The organism is Pseudomonas sp. C321 (genome assembly GCF_055407105.1).
In genome coordinates this window covers 509,954-531,090 of sequence record NZ_JBUZRB010000001.1, presented here as the reverse complement: position 1 = coordinate 531,090, position 21,137 = coordinate 509,954, and the positions used below count along the sequence as shown (strand labels likewise).

General features: G+C 59.6%; 18 protein-coding genes and 1 pseudogene. 8 read left to right on the top strand and 11 right to left on the bottom strand.

The annotated features are described in order from the left end of the window. Nucleotides 1–2 precede the first annotated feature (2 nt). The 5 genes from ACZRJ6_RS02495 to ACZRJ6_RS02475 are packed head-to-tail and all read right to left on the bottom strand — an operon-like array spanning nucleotide 3 to nucleotide 5,343. The gene (locus ACZRJ6_RS02495; protein WP_463966937.1) at nucleotides 3–1,007 is read right to left on the bottom strand and encodes an AAA family ATPase; all 1,005 of its coding nucleotides are present in this window, start codon (nucleotides 1,005–1,007) and stop codon (nucleotides 3–5) included. Continuing rightward, nucleotides 1,004–2,161 (bottom strand): DUF4350 domain-containing protein, encoded by a 1,158-nt coding sequence (locus ACZRJ6_RS02490; RefSeq protein WP_463966936.1) that lies wholly within the window; start codon nucleotides 2,159–2,161, stop codon nucleotides 1,004–1,006. The genes ACZRJ6_RS02495 and ACZRJ6_RS02490 overlap by 4 nt, the downstream gene beginning before the upstream one ends. Beyond that, nucleotides 2,158–3,687, bottom strand: a complete 1,530-nt coding sequence (locus ACZRJ6_RS02485; protein ID WP_463966935.1) for a DUF4129 domain-containing protein — start codon at nucleotides 3,685–3,687, stop codon at nucleotides 2,158–2,160. Before ACZRJ6_RS02485 ends, ACZRJ6_RS02490 begins: the two co-directional genes overlap by 4 nt. After that, nucleotides 3,674–4,654 (bottom strand): stage II sporulation protein M, encoded by a 981-nt coding sequence (locus tag ACZRJ6_RS02480; protein ID WP_463966934.1) that lies wholly within the window; start codon nucleotides 4,652–4,654, stop codon nucleotides 3,674–3,676. The genes ACZRJ6_RS02485 and ACZRJ6_RS02480 overlap by 14 nt, the downstream gene beginning before the upstream one ends. Next, entirely contained in the window at nucleotides 4,651–5,343 is a 693-nt protein-coding gene (locus ACZRJ6_RS02475; RefSeq protein ID WP_463967409.1) for an RDD family protein, read from the bottom strand. The genes ACZRJ6_RS02480 and ACZRJ6_RS02475 overlap by 4 nt, the downstream gene beginning before the upstream one ends. A gap of 210 nt (nucleotides 5,344–5,553) precedes the next feature. On the opposite strand from ACZRJ6_RS02475, the gene sbcB reads away from it, so the two are divergent. Next, the gene (gene sbcB / locus ACZRJ6_RS02470; protein WP_463966933.1) at nucleotides 5,554–6,981 is read left to right on the top strand and encodes an exodeoxyribonuclease I; all 1,428 of its coding nucleotides are present in this window, start codon (nucleotides 5,554–5,556) and stop codon (nucleotides 6,979–6,981) included. Between the two features lie 88 nt (nucleotides 6,982–7,069). Here the strand turns inward: sbcB and mvaT are convergent, their stop codons facing one another. Continuing rightward, nucleotides 7,070–7,444: a histone-like nucleoid-structuring protein MvaT gene (gene mvaT / locus ACZRJ6_RS02465; protein ID WP_005790963.1), complete on the bottom strand. Its 375-nt coding sequence runs from the start codon at nucleotides 7,442–7,444 to the stop codon at nucleotides 7,070–7,072. Between the two features lie 350 nt (nucleotides 7,445–7,794). On the opposite strand from mvaT, the gene purU reads away from it, so the two are divergent. Continuing rightward, the gene (gene purU / locus ACZRJ6_RS02460; protein ID WP_463966932.1) at nucleotides 7,795–8,643 is read left to right on the top strand and encodes a formyltetrahydrofolate deformylase; all 849 of its coding nucleotides are present in this window, start codon (nucleotides 7,795–7,797) and stop codon (nucleotides 8,641–8,643) included. Between the two features lie 94 nt (nucleotides 8,644–8,737). Then, complete coding sequence (locus ACZRJ6_RS02455) at nucleotides 8,738–8,929, top strand: hypothetical protein (RefSeq protein WP_463966931.1); 192 nt, start codon at nucleotides 8,738–8,740, stop codon at nucleotides 8,927–8,929. Between the two features lie 6 nt (nucleotides 8,930–8,935). Here ACZRJ6_RS02455 and ACZRJ6_RS02450 read toward each other — a convergent pair whose 3' ends face one another. From ACZRJ6_RS02450 to ACZRJ6_RS02435, 4 genes and pseudogenes are all read right to left on the bottom strand, one after another. Continuing rightward, nucleotides 8,936–9,691 (bottom strand): DUF2334 domain-containing protein, encoded by a 756-nt coding sequence (locus tag ACZRJ6_RS02450; RefSeq protein WP_463966930.1) that lies wholly within the window; start codon nucleotides 9,689–9,691, stop codon nucleotides 8,936–8,938. Continuing rightward, nucleotides 9,684–10,805, bottom strand: a complete 1,122-nt coding sequence (locus ACZRJ6_RS02445) for a glycosyltransferase family 4 protein (RefSeq protein ID WP_463966929.1) — start codon at nucleotides 10,803–10,805, stop codon at nucleotides 9,684–9,686. Before ACZRJ6_RS02445 ends, ACZRJ6_RS02450 begins: the two co-directional genes overlap by 8 nt. Before the next feature lie 106 nt (nucleotides 10,806–10,911). Further along, nucleotides 10,912–11,676 carry a methyl-accepting chemotaxis protein gene (locus tag ACZRJ6_RS02440; protein WP_463967408.1) on the bottom strand — a complete coding sequence of 255 codons (765 nt, stop codon included), beginning with the start codon at nucleotides 11,674–11,676 and terminating at the stop codon, nucleotides 10,912–10,914. Between the two features lie 93 nt (nucleotides 11,677–11,769). Further along, nucleotides 11,770–12,801, bottom strand: a pseudogene (locus ACZRJ6_RS02435) (HAMP domain-containing protein); the annotation flags it as partial. A gap of 197 nt (nucleotides 12,802–12,998) precedes the next feature. On the opposite strand from ACZRJ6_RS02435, the gene ACZRJ6_RS02430 reads away from it, so the two are divergent. Further along, nucleotides 12,999–14,477 (top strand): helicase HerA-like domain-containing protein, encoded by a 1,479-nt coding sequence (locus ACZRJ6_RS02430; RefSeq protein WP_463966928.1) that lies wholly within the window; start codon nucleotides 12,999–13,001, stop codon nucleotides 14,475–14,477. A gap of 66 nt (nucleotides 14,478–14,543) precedes the next feature. Here the strand turns inward: ACZRJ6_RS02430 and ACZRJ6_RS02425 are convergent, their stop codons facing one another. Continuing rightward, complete coding sequence (locus tag ACZRJ6_RS02425) at nucleotides 14,544–14,999, bottom strand: DUF721 domain-containing protein (protein WP_133099592.1); 456 nt, start codon at nucleotides 14,997–14,999, stop codon at nucleotides 14,544–14,546. Nucleotides 15,000–15,304: 305 nt separating this feature from the next. On the opposite strand from ACZRJ6_RS02425, the gene secA reads away from it, so the two are divergent. From secA to ACZRJ6_RS02405, 4 genes are all read left to right on the top strand, one after another. Beyond that, complete coding sequence (gene secA, locus ACZRJ6_RS02420; protein ID WP_463966927.1) at nucleotides 15,305–18,040, top strand: preprotein translocase subunit SecA; 2,736 nt, start codon at nucleotides 15,305–15,307, stop codon at nucleotides 18,038–18,040. A gap of 120 nt (nucleotides 18,041–18,160) precedes the next feature. Next, nucleotides 18,161–19,378, top strand: coding sequence for a bifunctional glutamate N-acetyltransferase/amino-acid acetyltransferase ArgJ (argJ, locus tag ACZRJ6_RS02415; protein ID WP_149411966.1), 1,218 nt, complete (start codon nucleotides 18,161–18,163; stop codon nucleotides 19,376–19,378). A 67-nt stretch (nucleotides 19,379–19,445) separates the two neighbouring features. Further along, the gene (locus ACZRJ6_RS02410; RefSeq protein WP_463966926.1) at nucleotides 19,446–20,078 is read left to right on the top strand and encodes a glutathione S-transferase family protein; all 633 of its coding nucleotides are present in this window, start codon (nucleotides 19,446–19,448) and stop codon (nucleotides 20,076–20,078) included. Then, the gene (locus tag ACZRJ6_RS02405) at nucleotides 20,075–21,019 is read left to right on the top strand and encodes a Nudix family hydrolase (protein WP_463966925.1); all 945 of its coding nucleotides are present in this window, start codon (nucleotides 20,075–20,077) and stop codon (nucleotides 21,017–21,019) included. Before ACZRJ6_RS02410 ends, ACZRJ6_RS02405 begins: the two co-directional genes overlap by 4 nt. Nucleotides 21,020–21,137 lie beyond the last annotated feature (118 nt).

Sequence of the window (21,137 nt, the reverse complement as noted above, 5' to 3'; positions counted from 1 at the left end):
GATCATTGTCGTGGCGCCGGCACTTGGTCCAGCAGTTGCTTGAGCACTTGGTCCACCTCCAGCCCGTCTATGTCCAGCTCCGGGGCAATGCGCACCCGATGGCGCAACACCGCCAGGGCGCAGCCCTTGATGTCATCCGGGGTTACGAACTCGCCGCCGCGCAGCAAGGCCCTGGCCCTTGCGCCGCGCACCAGGGCGATGGATGCCCGTGGGCCGGCGCCGATGGTCAGGCTGGGCCAACTGCGGGTGGTGCGGGCCAGGCGCACGGCGTAGTCGAGTACCTGCTCATCCAGTGCCAGCTCACTGGCGACCTGTTGCAACAGCAGCACGTCTTGGGCGTGCAGCACGGTACTAAGTGGCTGTACGTCGAGCATGTCCGCCCGGGGTGAGCGAGTTACCTCGCGAACCATATCCAGTTCCTGCTGCGCTTGGGGGTAGTCCATGCGGACCTTGAGCATGAAGCGATCCAGTTCGGCCTCGGGCAAAGGGTAGGTACCTTCCTGCTCAATCGGGTTCTGGGTGGCCAGCACCATGAACGGTTGCCCGATGGGCAGGGCTTCGCCCTCAAGGGTCACCTGGCGCTCCTGCATCGCTTCAAGCAACGCCGCCTGGGTTTTCGCCGGGGCGCGGTTGATTTCGTCGGCCAGCAGCAGATTGGTGAACAACGGCCCCTTGCGCAACTTGAACTGTTCGGTGTGCAGGTCGTACACGGCATGCCCGGTGACATCGCTGGGCATCAGGTCCGGGGTGAACTGGATACGTGCGAATTCGCCGCCAAAGCAGCGGGCCAGGGCGCGTACCAGCAAAGTCTTGCCCAGGCCCGGAACCCCTTCGAGCAACACGTGGCCACCGGCGATCAGCGCGGTGAGGACATCATCAATTACTGCGTCCTGGCCGATGACCGCTTTGCGCAACTCGATGCGCAGTGCCTGGGCCAGTTGGCTGGCGCGCTGGCGGGATGGCTCGGCATCGGCCGTCAGGGATGGGTCCGCTGGAAATTCGCTCATAGGGCATTCCTGAGAGTTTGCAGGCAGGCCACATGGCGGCTGAAGTCGGCGCTGGAGAGCCGCTTTGCCGGGAGTGGACCCATGGCCTGGCTGATGATGAGAGTGGGTTGACGGGTCAGGCGTTCAAGGGCCTGCCACTGTTCGGCGGTGTCGAGGTGTTCGAATCCAGGGTGGCGGCGCCGGGCGGTGCGCAAGATGTCGCGTTGCAGGGCGTGCAACAGGCTGTTATGCCCGCTGCGGCGCAGCAGGAAATCGGCGCTGGCGTTCAAGTGTTCCTGCAACTGCCGGCGAGCCTTGGGCGCGGGTGCCTGGATCGGCCCCTGACGCATGCCCGATTGCCACACTCCCAGTGCAATCAACGCGGCGAGCGCCACCAGCGCCTGGGGGAAGTAGCGCAACAACAGGCTGAACAGGTCATCGACATCGCTGTTGAACAGCAGTGTGACGTCACGCCCCTGGTTCAGGTACCACAGCAGCCAGGCGTTGTCGTGAAGGCCAATGTCCGGGGTTTTCCACAGTTCGCTGTCGGTGATTACGGTGACGCTGCCGTGGCCGAGGTCCAGTTGCATCAGGTGGCTGGACTTGGCGCTGTTGGCCGAGAACTGTGCCAGGTGCTTGGGGTCGGTGAGGTTGAAGTCGGTGTCGAAACTGAAAAAAACCGGGGCGGTTTCGTTGTCGACATAGAGCCGTGTCAGGTCGGGGGCCTTGTGCTTGCTGGCGGGCGCCGGCTCGTCGAAGCTATCGCTGAAGGTCTGTCGCAACTGCAAGCGATCCAGCAGCAGATCGCCGCTGGTCTCGGTTTCTTCATCCCACATAGCTTCGGCCACCAGCAACAAATGGCCGCCGGCCTTGGTCCACTGCAGCAACTGATCGACTTGGCGCGGCGTCATACTGCTGCGTTCACCCAGCAATAACAGGCTGTTGCCTTTGGGCGGCAGGCTGTCCAGGCGCTCAAGGCTGTTGGCGTGTTCGACCGTCAGGCCCTGCTGGCGCAGAAAGTGTTCCGCCGCCAGGTAGGAATTGGCCTGGGCTTCAGGCGATGGGCCGCGATCCACCACTTCCTCGTAGGGAATCGCCTTGTGCCAGGCGTAGAAACCACCGGCCGCCAACAGGCAACCGAGCAGCAAGCCTACCCAGAGCAGTAGCCGGTTCATTGCACAGCTCCGGAACCGAACAAGGCGCGCCAGTGGCTGCACAGCTGCTGTTGCACCAGAGCGGGGGGCAGGCGATGGCCATAGGCGAGGTTTTGCCAATGGAGGGTCAGGTCATCGCTGAAGGCCAGCAACTGCGGTTGTTGCAACTGGCGGATGCGCTCCAGGACCTGGCCTTCGGTGTCGGCGCTTTTCAGCGGCAGGTTGAAGTCATGCAGCAGCCGGCTGAGCAAGCCGCGATAGAGCAAACCGAGTGCTTCCCGGGGCTGCGTGGGCCAGAGTTGTTCGGCGGTGCTGGCGATGTCGTCGGGTAGGGTTTCGGTACCCAGTTCCAGGCCGAACAGTTGAGCGGGAGCGGGTTTGATGGCCTTGGGCTTGTGCGCGCCACGCTGGCTGACAAAGGTGCGCAACCAGTCGCGATAGCGCCAGATCACCAGGGCTATGGCCCCCAACAGCAATCCCCAAAGCAGTACTTCCAGGCCCAGGGCGAGATGCTTGAACGAGTTGCTGTTGAGGTTATCCAGCAGCGCTTGCAACCAGGCCGGCAGCTTGGCGTCGCCCTCGGGTTTGTTTTTATCGGTGGGTTTGTCGTCGCCGAAGCGATAGCGGGTGAGCGTTTCCGGATTTTTGAAAGGGGGCTGTTCCAGCAGCGCCTTGATCGATTGGCTGGCGGCTTGAGTGCTCACGGTTTTTGAGTCCGCGGGTTGTTCAGCCATCGCACGGGGAGTTGGCGGGACCAGCACCAGTCCTGTCGCCAGCAACAAAGCCGCTGCCACTGAACCCAGGCGTTGGCGCAGGCGGCGGAACACCAGCTCCAGGTCCCAGGCTTCCAGTACCGTGCGCCGGTTCAGGTAGAGGCTGAAACCGCAGGCAACGTAGATCGGTTCCCAGAACACCAGGATCAGTGCGTAGAAGGCATTGGTCAGGTGCTCCAGCCAGAGCCAGTCACCCCCGGTAGTGAGTACGAGCTGCTGCCAGTCCCAGTCCAGTTCGATCTGTTGCGGCAGGAATAGATAGAACAGCACCATCAAGCCGATCCATAGCGCCATTTCCAGGTGCACGCCGATCAGCGTCAGCCAGCGGGCGGCGCCGGCATTGCGTTGTTGCAGGATGCCCAGGCGCCGTTGTCGGGCCTGGCCCTCCAGGCCTTCAAGTTGTACTACGGGCATTACGAAGCTGCGACTGAGGCTCAAGCGCCGCCAGGTCAAGCTGGCAAACAGTTGGCTCTTGAGCAGGCGTGGCCATTGGCGCAAGGCCTGCTTGAGTGTGGGTGTTTCGCCGAACAAGGCTTTGGACAGGATATACAGCGGCAGGCGGTCGAAAGCAGGTTTCAGCCACCAGAACAGCAACAGTGCGATGGTTGGGTAGTCCCACAGCAGGAGGCTGAACAGGGCAAAAACAGGCAGGCTCACCAGTGCCCAGCTAACCATTAATAGCATGCGGTGCTCGCGGGCCAATAACACGCCCAGGTCCATGGCTTCCCAAGAGCTTCGGGGGCGGATTACCACGCTGGCATCACTCAGGCGCATGGCAACTCCGACCGGCGAGCAGCAGGTAGGCGGCCACCAGTATCCATAGCGCGGCACCCGCCAGGTACTTGATCCATGGCGCAACATTGGTGGCGGAGGACCAATAGGCCTCGATAAATGCTGCTATCAGCAGAAACAGCATGACGCCGCAGATCATCTGTACGCTTTTGTGCGCAGCTAAACGCAGGGCTTCGCCACGGGTCAGGGCCCCAGGGGCGATCAACGCCCAGCCCAGTTGCAGTCCCGCCGCCCCGGCCAGGGCGATGGCGCTTAATTCGAAAGCACCGTGACCAATGACAAACGACCAGAAGGTTTGCCCGTAGCCGATTTCCGTCAGGTGACCGGCGATAGCGCCGATCATCAGCCCATTGAAGAACAGGAAAAACACACTGCCCAGGCCAAACAGCAAGCCTGCCGCAAAGGTCTGGAAGGCGATACCGATGTTATGCATGACGTAATAGCCGAACATCATCCAGTCTTCGCTTGATGCCCGCTCGGCAGCGCGCCCCAGGCGGCTGGCGTCGGGGTCGTACATGGTCTGCATCTCGACCACTTGTTGCGGGCTGACGATGCTGTAGATCAGGTCGGGAAACAGGTACACCAGCAAGGCAATGCCGATCAGGCTGCCAAAGAACAGCAGGCTGGCCACCAGCACAAAGCGCCACTGTTCGCGGACCAGCCGGGGAAAACCGGCCAGCACAAAACTCAACACGCTGGCGCCGAGCTGGCTGCGATGGCGGTACAGCTGCTGATGGCCACGCAGGGCGAGTTGTTGCAGCGGGTCTACCAGGTAGCTGCTGTAGCCGCGCTCCTGTGCCAGCGCCAGGTGTTGGCACAAGCGTCGGTAATCATGGGGGAAGCCCGTCAGGTCCTGATGCTTGGCCTTGCCTTGTTCAAGCGCCGTCAGTTGGGCGGCAAACGCCTGCCAATGGGGCTGGTGACGGGTTTCGAAAAGACTTTGCTTCATGCCGGGCCCAACAAGCCACGGGCCACGCCATTGAGCTGTGCCACCGCCCTCTCGGGGGAGACGTGCAGGGGAGTGGCGAGAATAGCGGCCAGTTCATTGACCCTTTCTGCGGACAACTCGCCCTGGCGCTCGGCGAAAGCGAGAATCGCCCGCTGCTCGTTCAGGTCAAGGGCAAACGGCAGGCGCAACGCAGGTGCTTCTGGTAGTTGCGGTCGTGACAGGGGCTGCTCGCGGTAGATCACCAGGGTTCCTGCCGCCAGATCTCCCAGGCGCTTGAAGTTGGGGTGTTGCAGGCAACTGATGGCGCCGAGGAAGTAGGCGAATGGCAGCATGTCGACGAAACGCAGCAGGTTGCGGATCAGCGAGGAGGACCAGCCAATCGGTGTTCCGTCGTCCTGCACCACCCGCAGGCCCATGATTTGCTTGCCCGGCGAGCAGCCCTGGTTGAGGACTTCGAACAGCACCATGTACCACCAACTGACCAGGAACAGCAGGATCGAACCCAGGCCCATGCCCAGGTTGCCGAGAAAGGCCAGGGCGGTGAACAGGATGCCAAGGATCACGCCGCGCAAGCCCAGGTCAAAACCGAACGCCAGCGCACGGGGCAGCAGGCCGGCCGGGCGCAGTGGCAGGTCGATACCTTCCGGGGTTTCGATCTGGTAGCGGGTGTCCAGTGGTGCTGGTGGCATCGCATTCCCTGGCAGTGCGGAGCGGTTGAGCATGGGCGACCTTGGCGGGTAGCCGGCGAATAGAGAGACGGATGCTAGCAGTGTCGTCGGCACAAGCAACACCTCAAACTGCGCCAACATTTCACTGAATGTTTATCCAGTGCATATGGCGCTGGCCCCCGGCGCCTTTCAACGCCTAGACTTTGTCGGTCTTCAGCACAGGAATAGCCCGTGACCACTATCTTCTGGTACGACTATGAAACCACTGGCATCAACCCGCGTAACGACCGCCCGCTGCAGGTAGCCGGTATTCGTACTGACCTCGAACTCAATGAGGTTGGGCCGCCGGTCAACCTCTATTGCCAACCCAGCGATGATATTTTGCCGCACCCGGCAGCGTGCATGATCACCGGCATCACACCCGGCCAACTGGCGGAAAAAGGCTTGGCCGAGGCCGATTTCATGACTCGGGTGCATGCCGAACTCGCTGCGCCCGGTACGTGTGGGGCCGGCTACAACACCTTGCGTTTCGATGATGAAATGACGCGCTACAGTTTGTACCGCAACTTTTTCGACCCCTATGCCCGGGAGTGGCAGGGCGGTAATAGCCGCTGGGACCTGATCGATGTAGTGCGCACCGCTTATGCGCTGCGCCCGGAAGGAATCGTCTGGCCGCAGCAGGACGGCCGCGTAACCCTCAAGCTTGAGCGGCTGACGGCGGCCAATGGTATCGACCATGGGCAGGCTCACGATGCCTTGTCCGATGTGCGTGCCACCATTTCACTGGCCCGATTGATTCGTGACAAACAACCCAAGCTCTACGACTGGCTGTTTCAGCAACGCAGCAAACAGCGGGTCATGGACCAGGTCAGGTTGTTACAGCCAATGGTGCACATCTCCGGGCGCTTTTCTGCCGAGCGGCATTATCTCGGCGTAGTCCTGCCGCTGGCCTGGCATCCGCGCAATCGCAACGCCTTGATCGTTTGTGATCTGGGGCTCGATCCCCAGGGGTTGCTGGACCTGGACGCAGACACCTTGCGTCAACGCCTGTATACCCGCCGTGATGACCTGGCCGACGGTGAGTTGCCGGTGCCACTCAAGTTGGTGCACATCAATCGTTGCCCGGTGGTTGCGCCCTTGAATGTGCTGCGGGCAGAGGATCGCCAACGCTTGAACCTGGATATGGATGAATATCAGGCTCGGGCGCTGCGGCTAACTGACGCCCAGGAACTTTGGCGCGATAAATTGGCAGCGATTTACGCCGAAGAAGATTTTGCGTCGAGCGCCGACCCTGAGCAGCAGCTTTATGATGGTTTTATCGGTGATCGTGATCGGCGTTTATGTGAGCAAGTGAGAGCTTGTGAGCCTGCACAACTAGCACGCCAGCAGTGGCCTTTCGATGATCATCGCTTACCGGAATTATTATTTCGTTACCGCGCTCGCAACTTTGCTGAGACCTTGAATAGCGAAGAGCAACAACGCTGGACGCTTTTCTGTCAGCAACGTTTGTCAGACGCTGACTACGGAGCGCCCAATACCTTTGAGAGTTTCAAACAGGCCAGGCTTGAGTTGGCTGTTAGTGCTACATCGGTTCAGCGTCAGGTGCTTGATGATTGGCAGGAATATGCCGATTCTTTGCGTGTGCGCTTGAGTCTGTAATCAGCTTTAAGAAAATCCGGACAATAAAAAACGCCAGCAAGCTGGCGTTTTTTATTGTCTCGCGAATCAGGTCGCGACCTTGCGAGGCTTAGCCCAGCAGGGTAGCCCAGCCTTCAACGACGTCGCCGCCCCACTTGGCTTTCCACTCTTTCAGAGTCTTGTGGTTGCCACCTTTGGTTTCAATCACTTCGCCGTTGTGCGGGTTTTTGTATTGTTTAACCTTGCGCGCGCGCTTGGTGCCGGTAGTTTTTACGGCGCCACGTGGTGCTTTAACTTTCGATTCCGGATCCAGCAGCGCGATGATGTCACGCAGGGACTTGGAGTATTCGCCCATCAGGGTGCGCAGTTTGCCTTCGAATTCCAGCTCGGTTTGCAGTTTGTCGTCTTGGGACAGATTCTTCAAACGGGCTTGCAGCTCTTTGATAGCTTCTTCGGTGGCACGATATTCGTTGATCAAGGACATGTGGACTACCTTATGCAGGGCGCTGGGTGACGGGGATAGTGCCCTAATAGTAGTCAGACAGTTTCCCCAAGTAAACATTTAAGGTCGGTTTTATGTAATTTACTTTGAATGTTTGCGAGAAAAGCATGAGGTTGAGTTAATTAGTACGTCCAACCCGCTAAAGAGACTCTCATTAAATCCCGCTTAATTGTGGTAACAGCTGCTTGTGTTCAGATATAGGAGGTAAAAAGCCTTGCGTTACTAAGGGGCGGGTCAGGGTATCAGCGCAGAATAAGCGTTGAGGAATACTGCAGTTTTTCTGCGCAATCGCTAGAATGGCGGCCTTTGCGAAGTTCTGGAGTTTTCCCCTAATGCGCACTTTTCGGCTGGTGATCGCTTGCCCGGACCGGGTTGGTATCGTTGCTAAAGTCAGTAACTTTCTGGCCTCCCACAACGGATGGATCACTGAAGCGAGCCATCACTCGGACAATCTCAGCGGTTGGTTTTTCATGCGTCACGAAATTCGTGCCGATACACTGCCCTTTGGCCTTGAGGCTTTTCGCGAGGCCTTTGCACCCATCGCCGAAGAGTTTTCGATGACCTGGCGCGTCACCGACACGGAGCAGAAAAAGCGCGTGGTGTTGATGGCCAGCCGCGAATCCCACTGCTTGGCAGACTTGCTGCACCGTTGGCACAGCGATGAACTGGACTGTGAAATCTCCTGCGTGATTTCCAACCATGACGACCTGCGCAGCATGGTCGAGTGGCACGGCATTCCGTATTACCACGTCCCAGTCGACTCGCAGAACAAGGAGCCGGCTTTCGCCGAGGTCTCGCGCCTGGTCAAGCAGCACGAGGCCGACGTGGTGGTACTGGCGCGCTACATGCAGATCCTGCCGCCGCAACTGTGCCGCGAATATGCGGGCAAGGTGATCAACATTCACCACAGCTTCCTGCCTTCGTTTGTTGGCGCCAAGCCGTATCACCAGGCTTCCCTGCGGGGCGTGAAGCTGATCGGCGCAACCTGCCACTATGTCACCGAAGAACTGGACGCCGGTCCCATCATCGAGCAGGACGTAGTGCGTGTCAGCCACAGCGACAGTATCGAAGACATGGTGCGTTTCGGCCGTGATGTCGAGAAGATGGTCCTGGCCCGTGGCTTGCGTTATCACCTGGAAGATCGGGTGTTGGTGCGTGGCAACAAGACAGTAGTGTTCTGATCGAAGTGTTCTGATCGAAGTGTTTTGGTTGAAGAGTAAAGGGCCTGGGCGTTAAATCGCTGTAGGCCCTTTTTTTTGATTCGAGGATTGGACGATGAGTGACCCACTCGATAAAGCCACTTCCAGAGCGCCCGCTACGTTGGGCGAGGGTTGTTTGAGTCGCTATGACCCGGATGCTCTCGATGGGGACGATGGAACCGACTTCCCTGGCGCAGCCCAATTGTGGGAGCAGTTGCAGGAAGAAACCGAGGCTCCCGCGTCTGATAGCGCGCCACTCGCCAGGTAAGCCGTATCAAGGCTGTGTCGCCAACCAGGCGGCTTTGGTCAATGGCCGTCGGCCGTGGTTCAACATCCGCTGCAGGGTATCGAGCCAGTAACGGCGGGAAAGGTCATGACGCATGTCCATCGGGTGTAAGCCCAGGCGAATGACCGGCTCATGTTGCCAGCGCTGTTCGCGACGGTCACTGAGCATTTTCGACAGCCCTCGGCGCCACGCGCTTCGTGCGCTCCACACCAGGCTGGGAGCGGCTATCGGAGTGAAGTCGGGGAGGCGATACAAATGCTGTGCATCACTGGTGTAACTCAGCGGTAACTGGCGCAAGGCCTGGCGAGTGCCTTCGCTCATCAGCCAGCCGGGGGCGACGAAGCCTTGTACAGGCCAGTCGTAACGTCGGAACAGATCCACACCCTCCGTCAGTCTTTTCAGCGCCTGAGCCTCTGACAGCCGGTAAAACTCGCCTTCATGGGTGTACACCCTGCGCATGAGCCAATCCCGTGGGGTGCGCGGTGCGGGTTGGTCGTCACAATGGAAGTAGCCGTGCAGTGTCAGTTCGTCACCTTTGGCAACCCGACTGTCGAGCAAACGACGAAAATCACCGTGGGCCTCTAAAGCATTGTGGTGGTGGAAGTCCGGTACTACCAGCCAGGTGATTGGCACGTTGCCCAGGGCATCCACGACCTCGACGAATGGCCGGTAATCGGCCCAGGTCTGCGGTGCGAGATCGTGCAGCACCAGCAATACCGCTGGCGCGTTCTCGGGCTCAGCCATGGGCCAGCATCGGATGGTGCGTGCCCAGCACCGCCTGGTAATGCCCCAGCAGACTATCGACCACCATGTCCCAAGCGTAATGCTGCTCGACGTGGCGTCGTGCCTGTTGGCCCAGTTGTTGGCTGTCGGCACTGAACAACTCCAGCACAGCCTCGGCCATGGCGCGGGGGTTGTTCGGTGTACACAACAATCCGCAGCGTTCGTTGACGATTTCAGTGAAGGCCCCCGCTGCTACGGCCACCACGGGAATGCCGCAGGCCATGGCTTCCAGAATCACCAGGCCAAAGGTTTCCTGGTCGCCGCCATGCAGCAGCGCGTCGGCGCTGGCCATCAGTCGCGCGAGATAGGCGGGTGGGTGGAACCCATCTACCACGGTGACGTTGTTTGGCACGGCAGCGGGCATGCCAGAACCCACCAGCAACAGGTGATAACCATCGCCCAGGCGTTTCATGCAGTTGAGCAGCACCGGCAGATTCTTTTCCTTGGCGCCGCGGCCAGCGAAGATCAGCAGCCGGGTGTCTTCGCTGATACCCAGTTCGGCACGCAGGCCGGGGTCACGAGCCGCGGGGGTAAAGGTTTGCAAGTCGACACCCAATGGCTGGACGAAGACGTTTTTCACCCCCAGCCCGGTCAGCTTGTCGGCCATCACCTGGCTCGGCGCCAGGACCCGGTCAAAATTGCCATAAAGCTTGCTGACATACGCTTCGACGTTAGGCGTGAACCAGTTGCCCATGCGATTGCTCACCAGCAGCGGCAGGTCCGAGTGGTAGAAGCCGATCACCGGTACATCCAACTGGCGTCGCGCATCCAGCGCAGCCCACGCGGTCAGGTAAGGGTCGCCAACTTCAATCAGATCGGGCTGTAGATCGTGCAGGACCTTACACCAAGGGGCCAGGCGCAGAGGGAAACGGTAGCCTTTGCCGAAGGGCAGGGCGGGGGCAGGGACTTTGAACACACCATCCTGTTCGCTCAACTGGGCGCCGGGGATCAACAGGCTGTGGCGAATGCCGGGCTTGAGCGCAAGGCGTCGGTGCTTGGCATCCAGATAGGTACGCACGCCGCCGCTGGCTGGGGCGTAGAACATGGTTATGTCAGCGATATGCACGATAAACATCCCTCCGATCCATTGCTCTCCTTACCGTGGACCTTAGTCAAGGATAGATGTTCGGTTGGGATTTAGCTGGACGGCCGAAGCGGCAGATTGCCGCTTCGGCAGCGGGTCAGATGCGGAAGCTGCCCACCAGTTGTTTCAATCGCGCCGCTTGCCGTTCCAGATCGGAACAGGCGCGCAAGGTGGACTGCAGGTTTTCCACACCTTCCTGGTTGAGTGTGTTGATTTCAGTGATATCCATGTTGATCGACTCCACCACGGATGTCTGTTCCTCGGTGGCGGTGGCCACCGATTGGTTCATGCCGTCGATCTCACCGATGCGCTGGGTCACGCTGTTGAGGCGTTCTCCCGCCAGGTTGGCGATTTCCACGCTGTCGTGGCTGTGGCGCTGGCTTTCGCTCATGGTGCTGACCGACTCCCGGGCGCCGACTTGCAGCTCCTCGATCATCTTCTGCACTTGCTGCGCCGACTCCTGGGTCCGGTGCGCCAGGTTGCGCACCTCGTCGGCCACCACCGCAAACCCGCGCCCGGCTTCACCGGCCCGTGCCGCTTCAATGGCTGCGTTGAGCGCCAGCAGGTTGGTTTGCTGGGAGATGCTGGTGATCACTTCGAGAATCTGCCCGATGTTCACCGTCTTGCTGTTGAGCGCCTCGATATTGCTGCTGGAAGCGCTGATCATCTCGGACAGTTGGTTCATCGCCTTGATATTACGTTCGACCACTTGTTGACCGTCTTCGGCCAAATGCCGGGCATCGCTGGCCTGATGAGAGGCTTGCGCTGCGTTGCGGGCGATTTCCTGGGCGGCGGCGCCCAGTTCGTTGATGGCGGCGGCGACGCTGCTGGTGCGGTTGGCCTGTTCGTCGGAATTGACCATTGACGAGTTGGAGGCGCTAACCACGCGCAGGGCCACTTCATTGACCTGCTCGGTGGCCGAGGACACTTCGCGGATCGAGGTGTGAATCCGTTCCACAAAGCGGTTGAACGCCGTGCCGAGGATGCCGAATTCATCGTGGTTCTGAATGGTCAGACGCCGCGTCAGGTCGCCTTCGCCATCGGCGATGTCTTCCATGGCTCGGGTCATGACATGCAACGGCTGCATCAGCACGCGGATCAACATGCCCAGCAAGGCGATGATGATAGCCACTGCAATGATGGTGGCAATAATCGCGGATGTGCGGAATTCGCTGAGCATGGCGAAGGATTTGTCTTTATCCACCGACAGGCCGAGGTACCAGTTCACCGACGGCAAGCCCTTGATCGGGGTAAAGGTGACGATACGGGTTTTGCCGTCAACCTCGACTTCGCTGAAATCGCTGCTGATTTTTGGGGGCTGGGTCGGGTAGACGTCGCTCAAGGATTTCATCACCAGGCTTTTATCCGGGTGCACCAGGACTTTGCCGTCGGCACTGACCAGAAACGCATAGCCCATGCCGCCGAAGTTCAAGGCGCCGATGTTGTCCACCAGGGTTTGCAGGCTCAGGTCGCCGCCCACCACGCCGACACTTTGTCCGGCCTTGCTGCTGGGGGTGGCGATGGAAATGATCAATTGGCCAGTAGCAGCATCGATATAGGGTTCGGTCAGCGTTGAGCCGTTGCGGGCCTGTGCACCTTTGTACCAGGGCCGAACACGGGGGTCGAAGCCGTCGGGCATCTTGCTGTCGGGGCGAATGGTAAAGCCGCCTTTGCTGTCACCCAGGTAGGTGGCCATGAACGACGACGTCAGGGCCTTCTGTTCCAGCAAGCCGGCAATGATGGTCGGCTCCGGGTTGATGGCGATGTTTTGTGCGGCGCTTTCTACCAGGACAATGCGTCCGGCCAGCCAGGTTTGGATATTGCTGGCGGTGACGTCGCCCATTTCATGCAGGTAACTGTTCAGGTCGTCGCGTATCGCATTACGTTGCAGGTAGTCGTTGTACAGGGTAAACAACGCAAATGCGGCGATGACGATAAGGGCGGCTGCAAGCAGGATTTTGTGACTGAAGCGCAGATTTTTATTCATGGCTTGTAGGGTCCGCTAAGGTCTTAATGTCCGAGGCGCGTCCTTTTGGAAACGCGCGAAATAGCAGCGTCAAAAAAAGTGTGGTATTTCCATCTGCTCCTGCAGGATCTAGCCAAGCTGTTTTTTTTAGACTTGTTGGGTCTCTCGCTATATGTGTATCGACCGTGCGGCGCTAAAGATTAATCATGGGTGACAAAATGCCTGACTCATCGCAACTCCTTATTGGCGCAGACCTCAAAGGTCAACCGATTTCCCAGGCCATGCGCCTGGCCAACCGCCACGGTCTGATCGCCGGCGCCACGGGGACCGGCAAGACCGTGACCTTGCAGCGCCTGGCAGAAGCATTCAGTGATGCCGGCGTCGCGGTGTTCGCCGCCGATATCAAGGGTGATTTGTGTGGCCTGGGCGCTGCGGGAAATCCCCAGGGCAAGGTCGCCGAGCGCATCGCCGGTATGCCGTTCCTTAATTACACCCCCAAGGCGTATCCGGTGACGTTGTGGGATATCCACGGTCAGTCCGGTCATCCACTTCGTACAACCTTGAGCGAAATGGGCCCGCTGTTGCTCGGCAGCTTGCTGGAGCTGACCGACAGTCAGCAGTCGACCCTGTATGCCGCCTTTAAAGTCGCTGACCGCGAAGGCCTATTGCTGCTGGACCTGAAGGACCTCAAGGCACTGCTCAATCACCTCAAGTACAACCCGCAACTGCTGGGCGAAGACGCGGCGCTGATGACCACCGGCTCCAGCCAGGCCCTGTTGCGGCGTCTGGCGGTGCTTGAGCAGCAGGGTGCCGAGGCTTTGTTTGGTGAGCCGGCCCTGCAGTTGGAAGATATCTTGCAGCCGACCAGCGATGGTCGCGGGCGCATTCATCTGCTGGACGCCAGCCGACTGGTGCATGAGTCTCCCAAGGTCTATGCCACGTTCTTGTTGTGGCTGTTGGCGGAGTTGTTCGAGCAGTTGCCGGAGCGCGGTGATACCGACAAGCCTCTATTGGCGTTGTTCTTCGACGAGGCGCATCTGTTGTTTGCCGATACGCCCAAGGCTCTGCAGGATCGCCTGGAACAAGTAGTACGGCTGATTCGTTCCAAAGGCGTGGGCGTTTATTTCGTCACCCAGTCGCCGGGAGATCTGCCGGACACTGTGCTGGCGCAACTGGGCTTGCGAGTCCAGCATGGCCTTCGGGCGTTCACCACCAAGGAACAGAAATCCTTGCGGGCAGTGGCTGATGGCTTTCGGCCGAACCCGGCCTTCGATGCCCTGGCGGTGCTGACCGAGTTGGGTACTGGTGAAGCTCTGGTGGGTACGCTGCAGGAAAAAGGCACGCCGGAGGTCGTCCAGCGGGTGTTGGTAGCGCCACCGCAATCGCGGATCGGACCGTTGACCGCAGCTGAGCGCGCCGCATTGGTCGCCGCTTCACCGCTGTTGGGGCGCTATGACAAGCCGATTGATCGAGAGTCGGCCTATGAAATATTAATGGCCCGCAAAGAACTGGGGCCGACCGATGAGGCCAAGCCTGCGACTGAAGAACCCAGCTTCACCGACAAGGCCGGAGCCTTTCTTGGCTCTACGGCAGGCAAGGCGTTGAAGTCGGCAATGCAGCAGGCGGCCAATCAGATGGGCCGACAGTTGGTGCGGGGTTTGTTGGGGTCTTTGCTCGGCGGTAGCAAGCGTAAGTGATAAATAGCCGGATCGACTCGGTCAATTGTGGGAGGCAAGCAGCTCCCACATTGTCTTGTGTGAGCCTCAGGCCTTGGGCTTGGCGTGACTGGCCAACCGCTCCAGCGCCGCGCGCAGGTTCGGATCAGTAATCCCGTCCGCCGTAGCCTGAATGGTTTCAGCGGCATTCACCGACAAATCCATCGTATGCCCCACCGCGCCTTGCTGCACGGTAGGCGGCTGTACCTTGAACTGGATGCGTGTGAGGCTGGCGAACTCTGCAAAGGCCTGCAACTGGCGCTGCAAGCGTTTTTGCTGATAGCGCAAGCGGGTCGCCCAATGGCCGTCAGTGACGATCAGCAGCAAGTTGCCTTCGCGCCACGACGCTACATGACAGTGTTCGCGGGCGGCGGGTTGCAGTTGGCTGTCCACCAGGCGTTGCAGATGGCCCAGGCGTTGCGCATGGCCGAAGATGGCTTTTAAAGGCTTGGCTTCGCGAAGCAACACGGCGGGAGCACGGGCCGTAAGAGGGCGAAATGCCATGATCAGACACCTTGAGTAACAGAGCTGCCATGGTAGCAGAAAGTGTCTGCGCCGCTGTGGCCATTGCTTTATAGGCAGTTTATCCATTAAATCAATGAGTAACTTATTACCCCGATGGGTTGAAGTTCAGCAAAAAGCCCTTATTTTAAACAAGCCCTCTTAGTGCGCCGTGCCAGCACCGTGGAATAACGCCACTTTCCTCACCCACGTTTCCGGGTAGAATGCTCGTTCGCATGCGGCCATGAGGGCTGCTCGGGCGACTCACGGGGCGCCCTCCATCCCTATGTGTGGAAGAACCTGCCGATATGTTTGCGCCTTTGTTAAAGAAACTTTTTGGAAGCAAGAATGAGCGCGAAGTCAAACGCCTGCTCAAGACGGTGCAGCTGGTCAATGCCTTCGAAGAGCAGATGGTTGCCCTTTCGGACGAGCAATTGCGCGCCAAGACCGAAGAGTTCAAGGCCCGCATAGCCAAAGGTGAAACCCTCGACAAGCTGCTTCCCGAAGCCTTTGCGGTCGCCCGTGAAGCCGGTAAGCGTGTCATGGGCATGCGCCACTTCGACGTCCAGTTGATCGGCGGCATGACCTTGCATGAAGGCATGATTGCTGAAATGCGTACGGGTGAAGGCAAGACCCTGGTGGCGACCCTGGGCGTTTACCTCAACGCATTGTCCGGCAAGGGCGTGCACGTTGTGACGGTGAACGACTACCTGGCTCGCCGGGACGCCAACTGGATGCGCCCGTTGTATGAATTCCTCGGCCTGACCGTCGGCGTCGTAACGCCGTTCCAGCCGCCGGAAGAGAAACGCCTGGCCTACGCTGCCGACATCACCTACGGCACCAACAACGAATTCGGTTTCGACTACCTGCGCGACAATATGGCGTTCAGCATGGAAGAAAAATTCCAGCGCGAACTCAACTTTGCCGTGATCGACGAAGTCGACTCCATCCTCATCGACGAAGCCCGTACCCCGCTGATCATTTCAGGGCAGGCCGAGGACAGCTCCAAGCTCTATACCGAGATCAACAAGTTGATCCCGCAGCTGGAACTGCACGTTGAAGAAGTCGAAGGCGAAGTGACCAAGGCTGGCCACTACACCGTCGACGAGAAGACCCGCCAGGTCGAACTCAACGAAGCCGGTCACCAGTTCATCGAAGAGATGCTGACCCGCGTCGGCCTGCTGGCTGAAGGCGAAAGCTTGTACTCGTCGCATAACCTGGGCCTGTTGACCCACGTGTATGCCGGCCTGCGCGCCCACAAGCTGTTCCATCGCAACATCGAATACATCGTCCAGGACGGCCAGGTCGTACTGGTCGACGAACACACCGGCCGTACCATGCCCGGTCGTCGTTTGTCGGAAGGCCTGCACCAGGCCATCGAAGCCAAGGAAGTGCTCAACATCCAGGCCGAAAGCCAGACGTTGGCCTCGACCACCTTCCAGAACTACTTCCGTCTGTACAACAAGCTGTCCGGCATGACCGGTACAGCCGACACCGAAGCGTTCGAATTCCACCAGATCTACGGTCTGTCGGTGATGGTCATCCCGCCGAACAAACCGCTGGCGCGTAAAGACTTCAACGACCTGGTGTTCCTGACGGCTGACGAGAAGTACGCCGCCATCGTTGCCGACATCAAGGAATGCATGGCCCAGGGCCGTCCGGTGCTGGTGGGTACTGCAACCATCGAAACATCCGAGCACATGTCCAGCCTGCTCGAAAAGGAAGGCATTGAGCACAAGGTTCTCAACGCCAAGTTCCACGAAAAGGAAGCCGAGATCATTGCCCAGGCCGGTCGCCCAGGCGCACTGACCATTGCCACCAACATGGCCGGTCGTGGTACCGACATCCTGTTGGGCGGCAACTGGGAAGTGGAAGTGGCCTCCCTGGACAACCCGACCCCTGAGCAGATCGCCCAGATCAAGGCCGACTGGCAGAAGCGTCACCAGCAAGTGCTGGAGTCCGGCGGCTTGCAGGTGATTGCGTCCGAGCGTCACGAATCGCGCCGTATCGACAACCAGTTGCGTGGTCGTGCCGGTCGCCAGGGTGATGCCGGTTCCAGCCGCTTCTACCTGTCTCTGGAAGACAGCCTGATGCGTATCTTTGCCTCGGATCGGGTGAAGAACTTCATGAAAGCCCTGGGCATGCAGTCCGGTGAAGCGATTGAGCACCGCATGGTGACCAACGCCATCGAGAAGGCCCAGCGCAAGGTGGAAGGTCGCAACTTCGACATTCGTAAGCAACTGCTCGAATTCGATGACGTCAACAACGAACAACGTAAAGTGATCTATCACATGCGTAACAGTTTGTTGGCCGCCACTAACATTGGCGAAACCATCGCCGACTTCCGCCAGGACGTACTGAACGCTACCGTCAGCGCTCACATTCCTCCACAGTCCCTGCCTGAACAGTGGGATGTTGCTGGCCTGGAAGCGGCGTTGAAGAGCGATTTCGGTGTGGACTTGCCGGTCCAGCAATGGCTTGACGAAGACGATCACCTGTACGAAGAAACCCTGCGCGAAAAACTGATGGCCGAATTGCTGGCCGCGTACAACGAGAAAGAAGAGCAGGCGAGTGCAGAAGCACTGCGCACGTTCGAGAAGCAAATCGTTCTGCGCGTACTGGACGACCTGTGGAAAGACCACCTGGGGACCATGGATCACTTGCGTCACGGTATTCACTTGCGCGGCTACGCCCAGAAGAACCCGAAGCAGGAGTACAAGCGCGAGTCGTTCACGCTGTTCTCCGAACTGCTGGATTCGATCAAGCGCGATTCGATTCGTGTCTTGTCCCACGTTCAGGTGCGTCGCGAAGACCCGATCGAAGAAGAAGCTCGCCTGCGTCAGGAAGCCGAAGCACTGGCCTCCCGTCTGCAGTTCCAGCACGACGAAGCGCCTGGTCTGGAGCACTCGGAAGCCCTGGGCGAGGAGGTCGATGTGGCCTTGGCTCAAGCTCCGGTGCGCAACGAGCAGAAGCTGGGCCGCAACGAACTGTGCTTCTGCGGTTCGGGCAAAAAGTACAAACATTGCCACGGTAAAATCGACTAAGATTTTCCGCTGACAAGAAACACCCCGCGCCGCGACCGGCATCAGCCGTCGCGGCGTTTTGCCATTTAATCACCGTCGATGACGACGGCGCAGACATCAAACATTTTAAGGAGCGCATTCATGGCTGTTGGTCTTGGTCCTTTGCCTACGTTGCACCCGGTTGCCGGTTTTGAACTCGGTATTGCTTCGGCCGGCATCAAACGTCCGGGGCGCAAGGATGTAGTGGTGATGCGCTGTGCCGAAGGCTCGACCGTCGCCGGCGTATTCACCCTGAACGCGTTTTGCGCAGCTCCGGTGATCCTGGCCAAACAACGGGTCGAAGGCCCGGTGCGCTACCTGTTGACCAACACCGGCAATGCCAACGCCGGTACCGGCGAGCCAGGCCTGGCCGCTGCCGCGCGTACCTGCGCCAAGCTGGCTGAACTGACTGGTGTCGATGCCAATCTAGTGCTGCCGTACTCCACCGGCGTGATCGGTGAGCCGCTGCCTGTGGAGAAAATCGAAGGTGCCTTGCAAGCTGCACTCGATGACCTGTCCGTGGACAACTGGGCGGCTGCTGCCACCGGGATCATGACCACCGATACCCTGCCCAAAGGCGCGAGCCGCCAGTTTGAGCACGAAGGCGTGACCATCACCGTCACCGGTATCAGCAAAGGCGCCGGGATGATCCGCCCGAACATGGCGACCATGCTCGGCTATATCGCCACCGACGCCAAAGTCTCCCGTGACGTGTTGCAAAACCTGCTGCTGGACGGCGCCAACAAGTCGTTCAACCGCATCACCATCGACGGCGACACCTCGACCAACGATTGCTGCATGTTGATCGCCACTGGCAAGGCCAACCTGCCGGAAATCACCTCGTCCGCCGGCCCGTTGTTCGCGGCGTTGAAGCAGGCGGTGTTCGAAGTGTGCATGGACGTGGCCCAGGCCATCGTGCGCGACGGCGAAGGTGCAACCAAATTCGTCACCGTTGAAGTCAACGGTGGCGGCAATCACCAGGAATGCCTGGATGTGGGCTATACCGTGGCCCATTCGCCGCTGATCAAGACTGCGCTGTTTGCCTCGGACCCGAACTGGGGCCGCATCCTGGCTGCTGTCGGCCGTGCCGGCGTACCCAATCTGGACGTGAGCAAGATCGACGTGTTCCTCGGCGAAGTGTGCATCGCCAGCCGTGGCGCCCGTGCTGCGACCTACACCGAAGCTCAGGGTTCGGCGGTGATGCAGCGTGAAGAAATCACCATCCGCATCGAGCTGGGTCGTGGTGAGTGCAGCGAAACCATCTGGACCACCGATCTGTCCCACGAGTATGTGAAGATCAACGCGGAATACCGCACCTGATACCTGCGTCATAGGCCCGTCCCTCAAGGCGGCGGGCCTGCTCACTCTCATGCAAAGGACGATCACCATGAGCCTGCACCTGATCATCGGCGACAAACTCTATTCTTCCTGGTCCTTGCGTGCAGCCTTGGCCCTTGAGCTGACTGGCGTTGACTACAGCGAAGAACTGATCAAGCTCAATCAACCGGACACCCGCGAGCGCGTTCTCAAATACTCGCCCACCGGCAAAGTACCGCTGTTGAAAACCGAGCACGGGGTGATTGGCGACTCCCTGGCAATTGCTGAATACCTGAATGAACAATTTCCCGGCGCCCAATTGTGGCCAAAAGACATTGCCGCCCGTGCCCAGGCCCGCTCGGCCTGCGCGCAGATGCACAGTGGTTTCTTCGCGATTCGCGGCAATATGTCGTTTGACCTGAGCCACAACGCGCCACTGTCACCGGTGCCGGCTGATGTGCAGGTGGAAGTCCAGCGCATGACCGCCTTGTGGGCCGAGTGCCGCGCCGTTGCCACTGAGACTGGCCCATTCCTGTTTGGCGGTGCCTGCCTGGTGGATGCGTATTTCGCCCCAATCGCCGTACGCCTGCGTACCTATCAGGTAGAGCTGTCGGCAGTGGACGCGGCCTACGTCGAGACGATTTACCAATGGCCGGCCTTCAAGGCCTGGCATAAGGCCGGTTTAGAGGAAGTAGTACGGTGAAACGAGTTCATGTAGCAGCAGCGGTCATCCGGGGCGTAGACGGCAGGATTCTGCTGGCACGTCGTGCCGACATCCAGCATCAGGGCGGTCTCTGGGAGTTTCCCGGCGGTAAGGTGGAGGCCGGTGAATCGGTTGCCACGGCGCTGAGCCGAGAGCTGCAGGAAGAGCTGGGCATTCTGGTCACCGCGGCCCGGCCGTTGATCAAGGTGCAACATGATTACCCGGACAAGCAGGTGTTGCTGGATGTCTGGGAAGTCTCGGCCTTTACCGGCGAGCCCCATGGCGCCGAAGGGCAGCCACTTGAGTGGGTTGCTCCACGGGACCTGGTGAACTATGAGTTCCCGGCGGCCAATGCGCCGATCGTCGCAGCGGCGCGGTTGCCTGCCCACTACCTGATCACTCCCGGTGAACTGGAAACCCCGACCCTGCTGCGCGGTATCCAGAAAGCCATTGCCGGCGGCATCAAACTGGTTCAGTTACGTGCGCCCAATGGTTACGACCCCAAATACCGCGACTTGGCGGTGGACGCTGTGGGTCTGTGTGCGGGTAAGGCACAACTGATGCTCAAGGGGCCGTTTGAGTGGCTGGGAGATTTTCCCTCGGCTGGCTGGCACATGACCTCGGCGCAACTGCGCAAGTACGCCAGCAAGGGCCGGCCGCTGCCTAAGGATCGTTGGCTGGCGGCGTCCTGCCACGATGCCGAAGAGCTGGCGCTGGCCGAGTTGATGGATGTGGATTTTGTCACGCTGTCGCCCGTGCAACCGACCCAGACTCACCCTGATGCACAGCCGTTGGGTTGGGAGCAGGCGGCGCAGCTGATCAGCGGGTTTAGCAAACCGGTGTTTCTATTAGGTGGCGTTGGGCCCGCCGAGCTGGAAAACGCCTGGGAAACCGGTGCTCAAGGTGTGGCAGGCATTCGGGCGTTCTGGCCTGAAGTTTGAGGCGCCAGGCGTGGACGTAGTTGTCGAGCCCCAGCGAGGCTACGTCGGCCACACCGCCCCCAGCACAAGTCGTCCCCAACGCAGCCTCGCTGTAGCTCGACAGCTACGGGGGGCGAAA

Excerpts from the sequence above, each read along its gene's own strand:
- ACZRJ6_RS02440 (WP_463967408.1), bottom strand. The coding sequence starts at position 11,676 with ATGGTCAATTCCGACGAACAGGCCAACCGCACCAGCAGCGTCGCCGCC.
- ACZRJ6_RS02480 (WP_463966934.1), bottom strand. The coding sequence starts at position 4,654 with ATGAAGCAAAGTCTTTTCGAAACCCGTCACCAGCCCCATTGGCAGGCG.
- argJ (WP_149411966.1), top strand. The coding sequence starts at position 18,161 with ATGGCTGTTGGTCTTGGTCCTTTGCCTACGTTGCACCCGGTTGCCGGT.
- ACZRJ6_RS02485 (WP_463966935.1), bottom strand. The coding sequence starts at position 3,687 with ATGCGCCTGAGTGATGCCAGCGTGGTAATCCGCCCCCGAAGCTCTTGG.
- ACZRJ6_RS02410 (WP_463966926.1), top strand. The coding sequence starts at position 19,446 with ATGAGCCTGCACCTGATCATCGGCGACAAACTCTATTCTTCCTGGTCC.
- mvaT (WP_005790963.1), bottom strand. The coding sequence starts at position 7,444 with ATGTCCTTGATCAACGAATATCGTGCCACCGAAGAAGCTATCAAAGAG.
- ACZRJ6_RS02490 (WP_463966936.1), bottom strand. The coding sequence starts at position 2,161 with ATGAACCGGCTACTGCTCTGGGTAGGCTTGCTGCTCGGTTGCCTGTTG.
- purU (WP_463966932.1), top strand. The coding sequence starts at position 7,795 with ATGCGCACTTTTCGGCTGGTGATCGCTTGCCCGGACCGGGTTGGTATC.
- ACZRJ6_RS02475 (WP_463967409.1), bottom strand. The coding sequence starts at position 5,343 with ATGCCACCAGCACCACTGGACACCCGCTACCAGATCGAAACCCCGGAA.
- ACZRJ6_RS02455 (WP_463966931.1), top strand. The coding sequence starts at position 8,738 with ATGAGTGACCCACTCGATAAAGCCACTTCCAGAGCGCCCGCTACGTTG.
- ACZRJ6_RS02495 (WP_463966937.1), bottom strand. The coding sequence starts at position 1,007 with ATGAGCGAATTTCCAGCGGACCCATCCCTGACGGCCGATGCCGAGCCA.
- ACZRJ6_RS02445 (WP_463966929.1), bottom strand. The coding sequence starts at position 10,805 with ATGTTTATCGTGCATATCGCTGACATAACCATGTTCTACGCCCCAGCC.
- ACZRJ6_RS02430 (WP_463966928.1), top strand. The coding sequence starts at position 12,999 with ATGCCTGACTCATCGCAACTCCTTATTGGCGCAGACCTCAAAGGTCAA.
- ACZRJ6_RS02425 (WP_133099592.1), bottom strand. The coding sequence starts at position 14,999 with ATGGCATTTCGCCCTCTTACGGCCCGTGCTCCCGCCGTGTTGCTTCGC.
- secA (WP_463966927.1), top strand. The coding sequence starts at position 15,305 with ATGTTTGCGCCTTTGTTAAAGAAACTTTTTGGAAGCAAGAATGAGCGC.
- ACZRJ6_RS02450 (WP_463966930.1), bottom strand. The coding sequence starts at position 9,691 with ATGGCTGAGCCCGAGAACGCGCCAGCGGTATTGCTGGTGCTGCACGAT.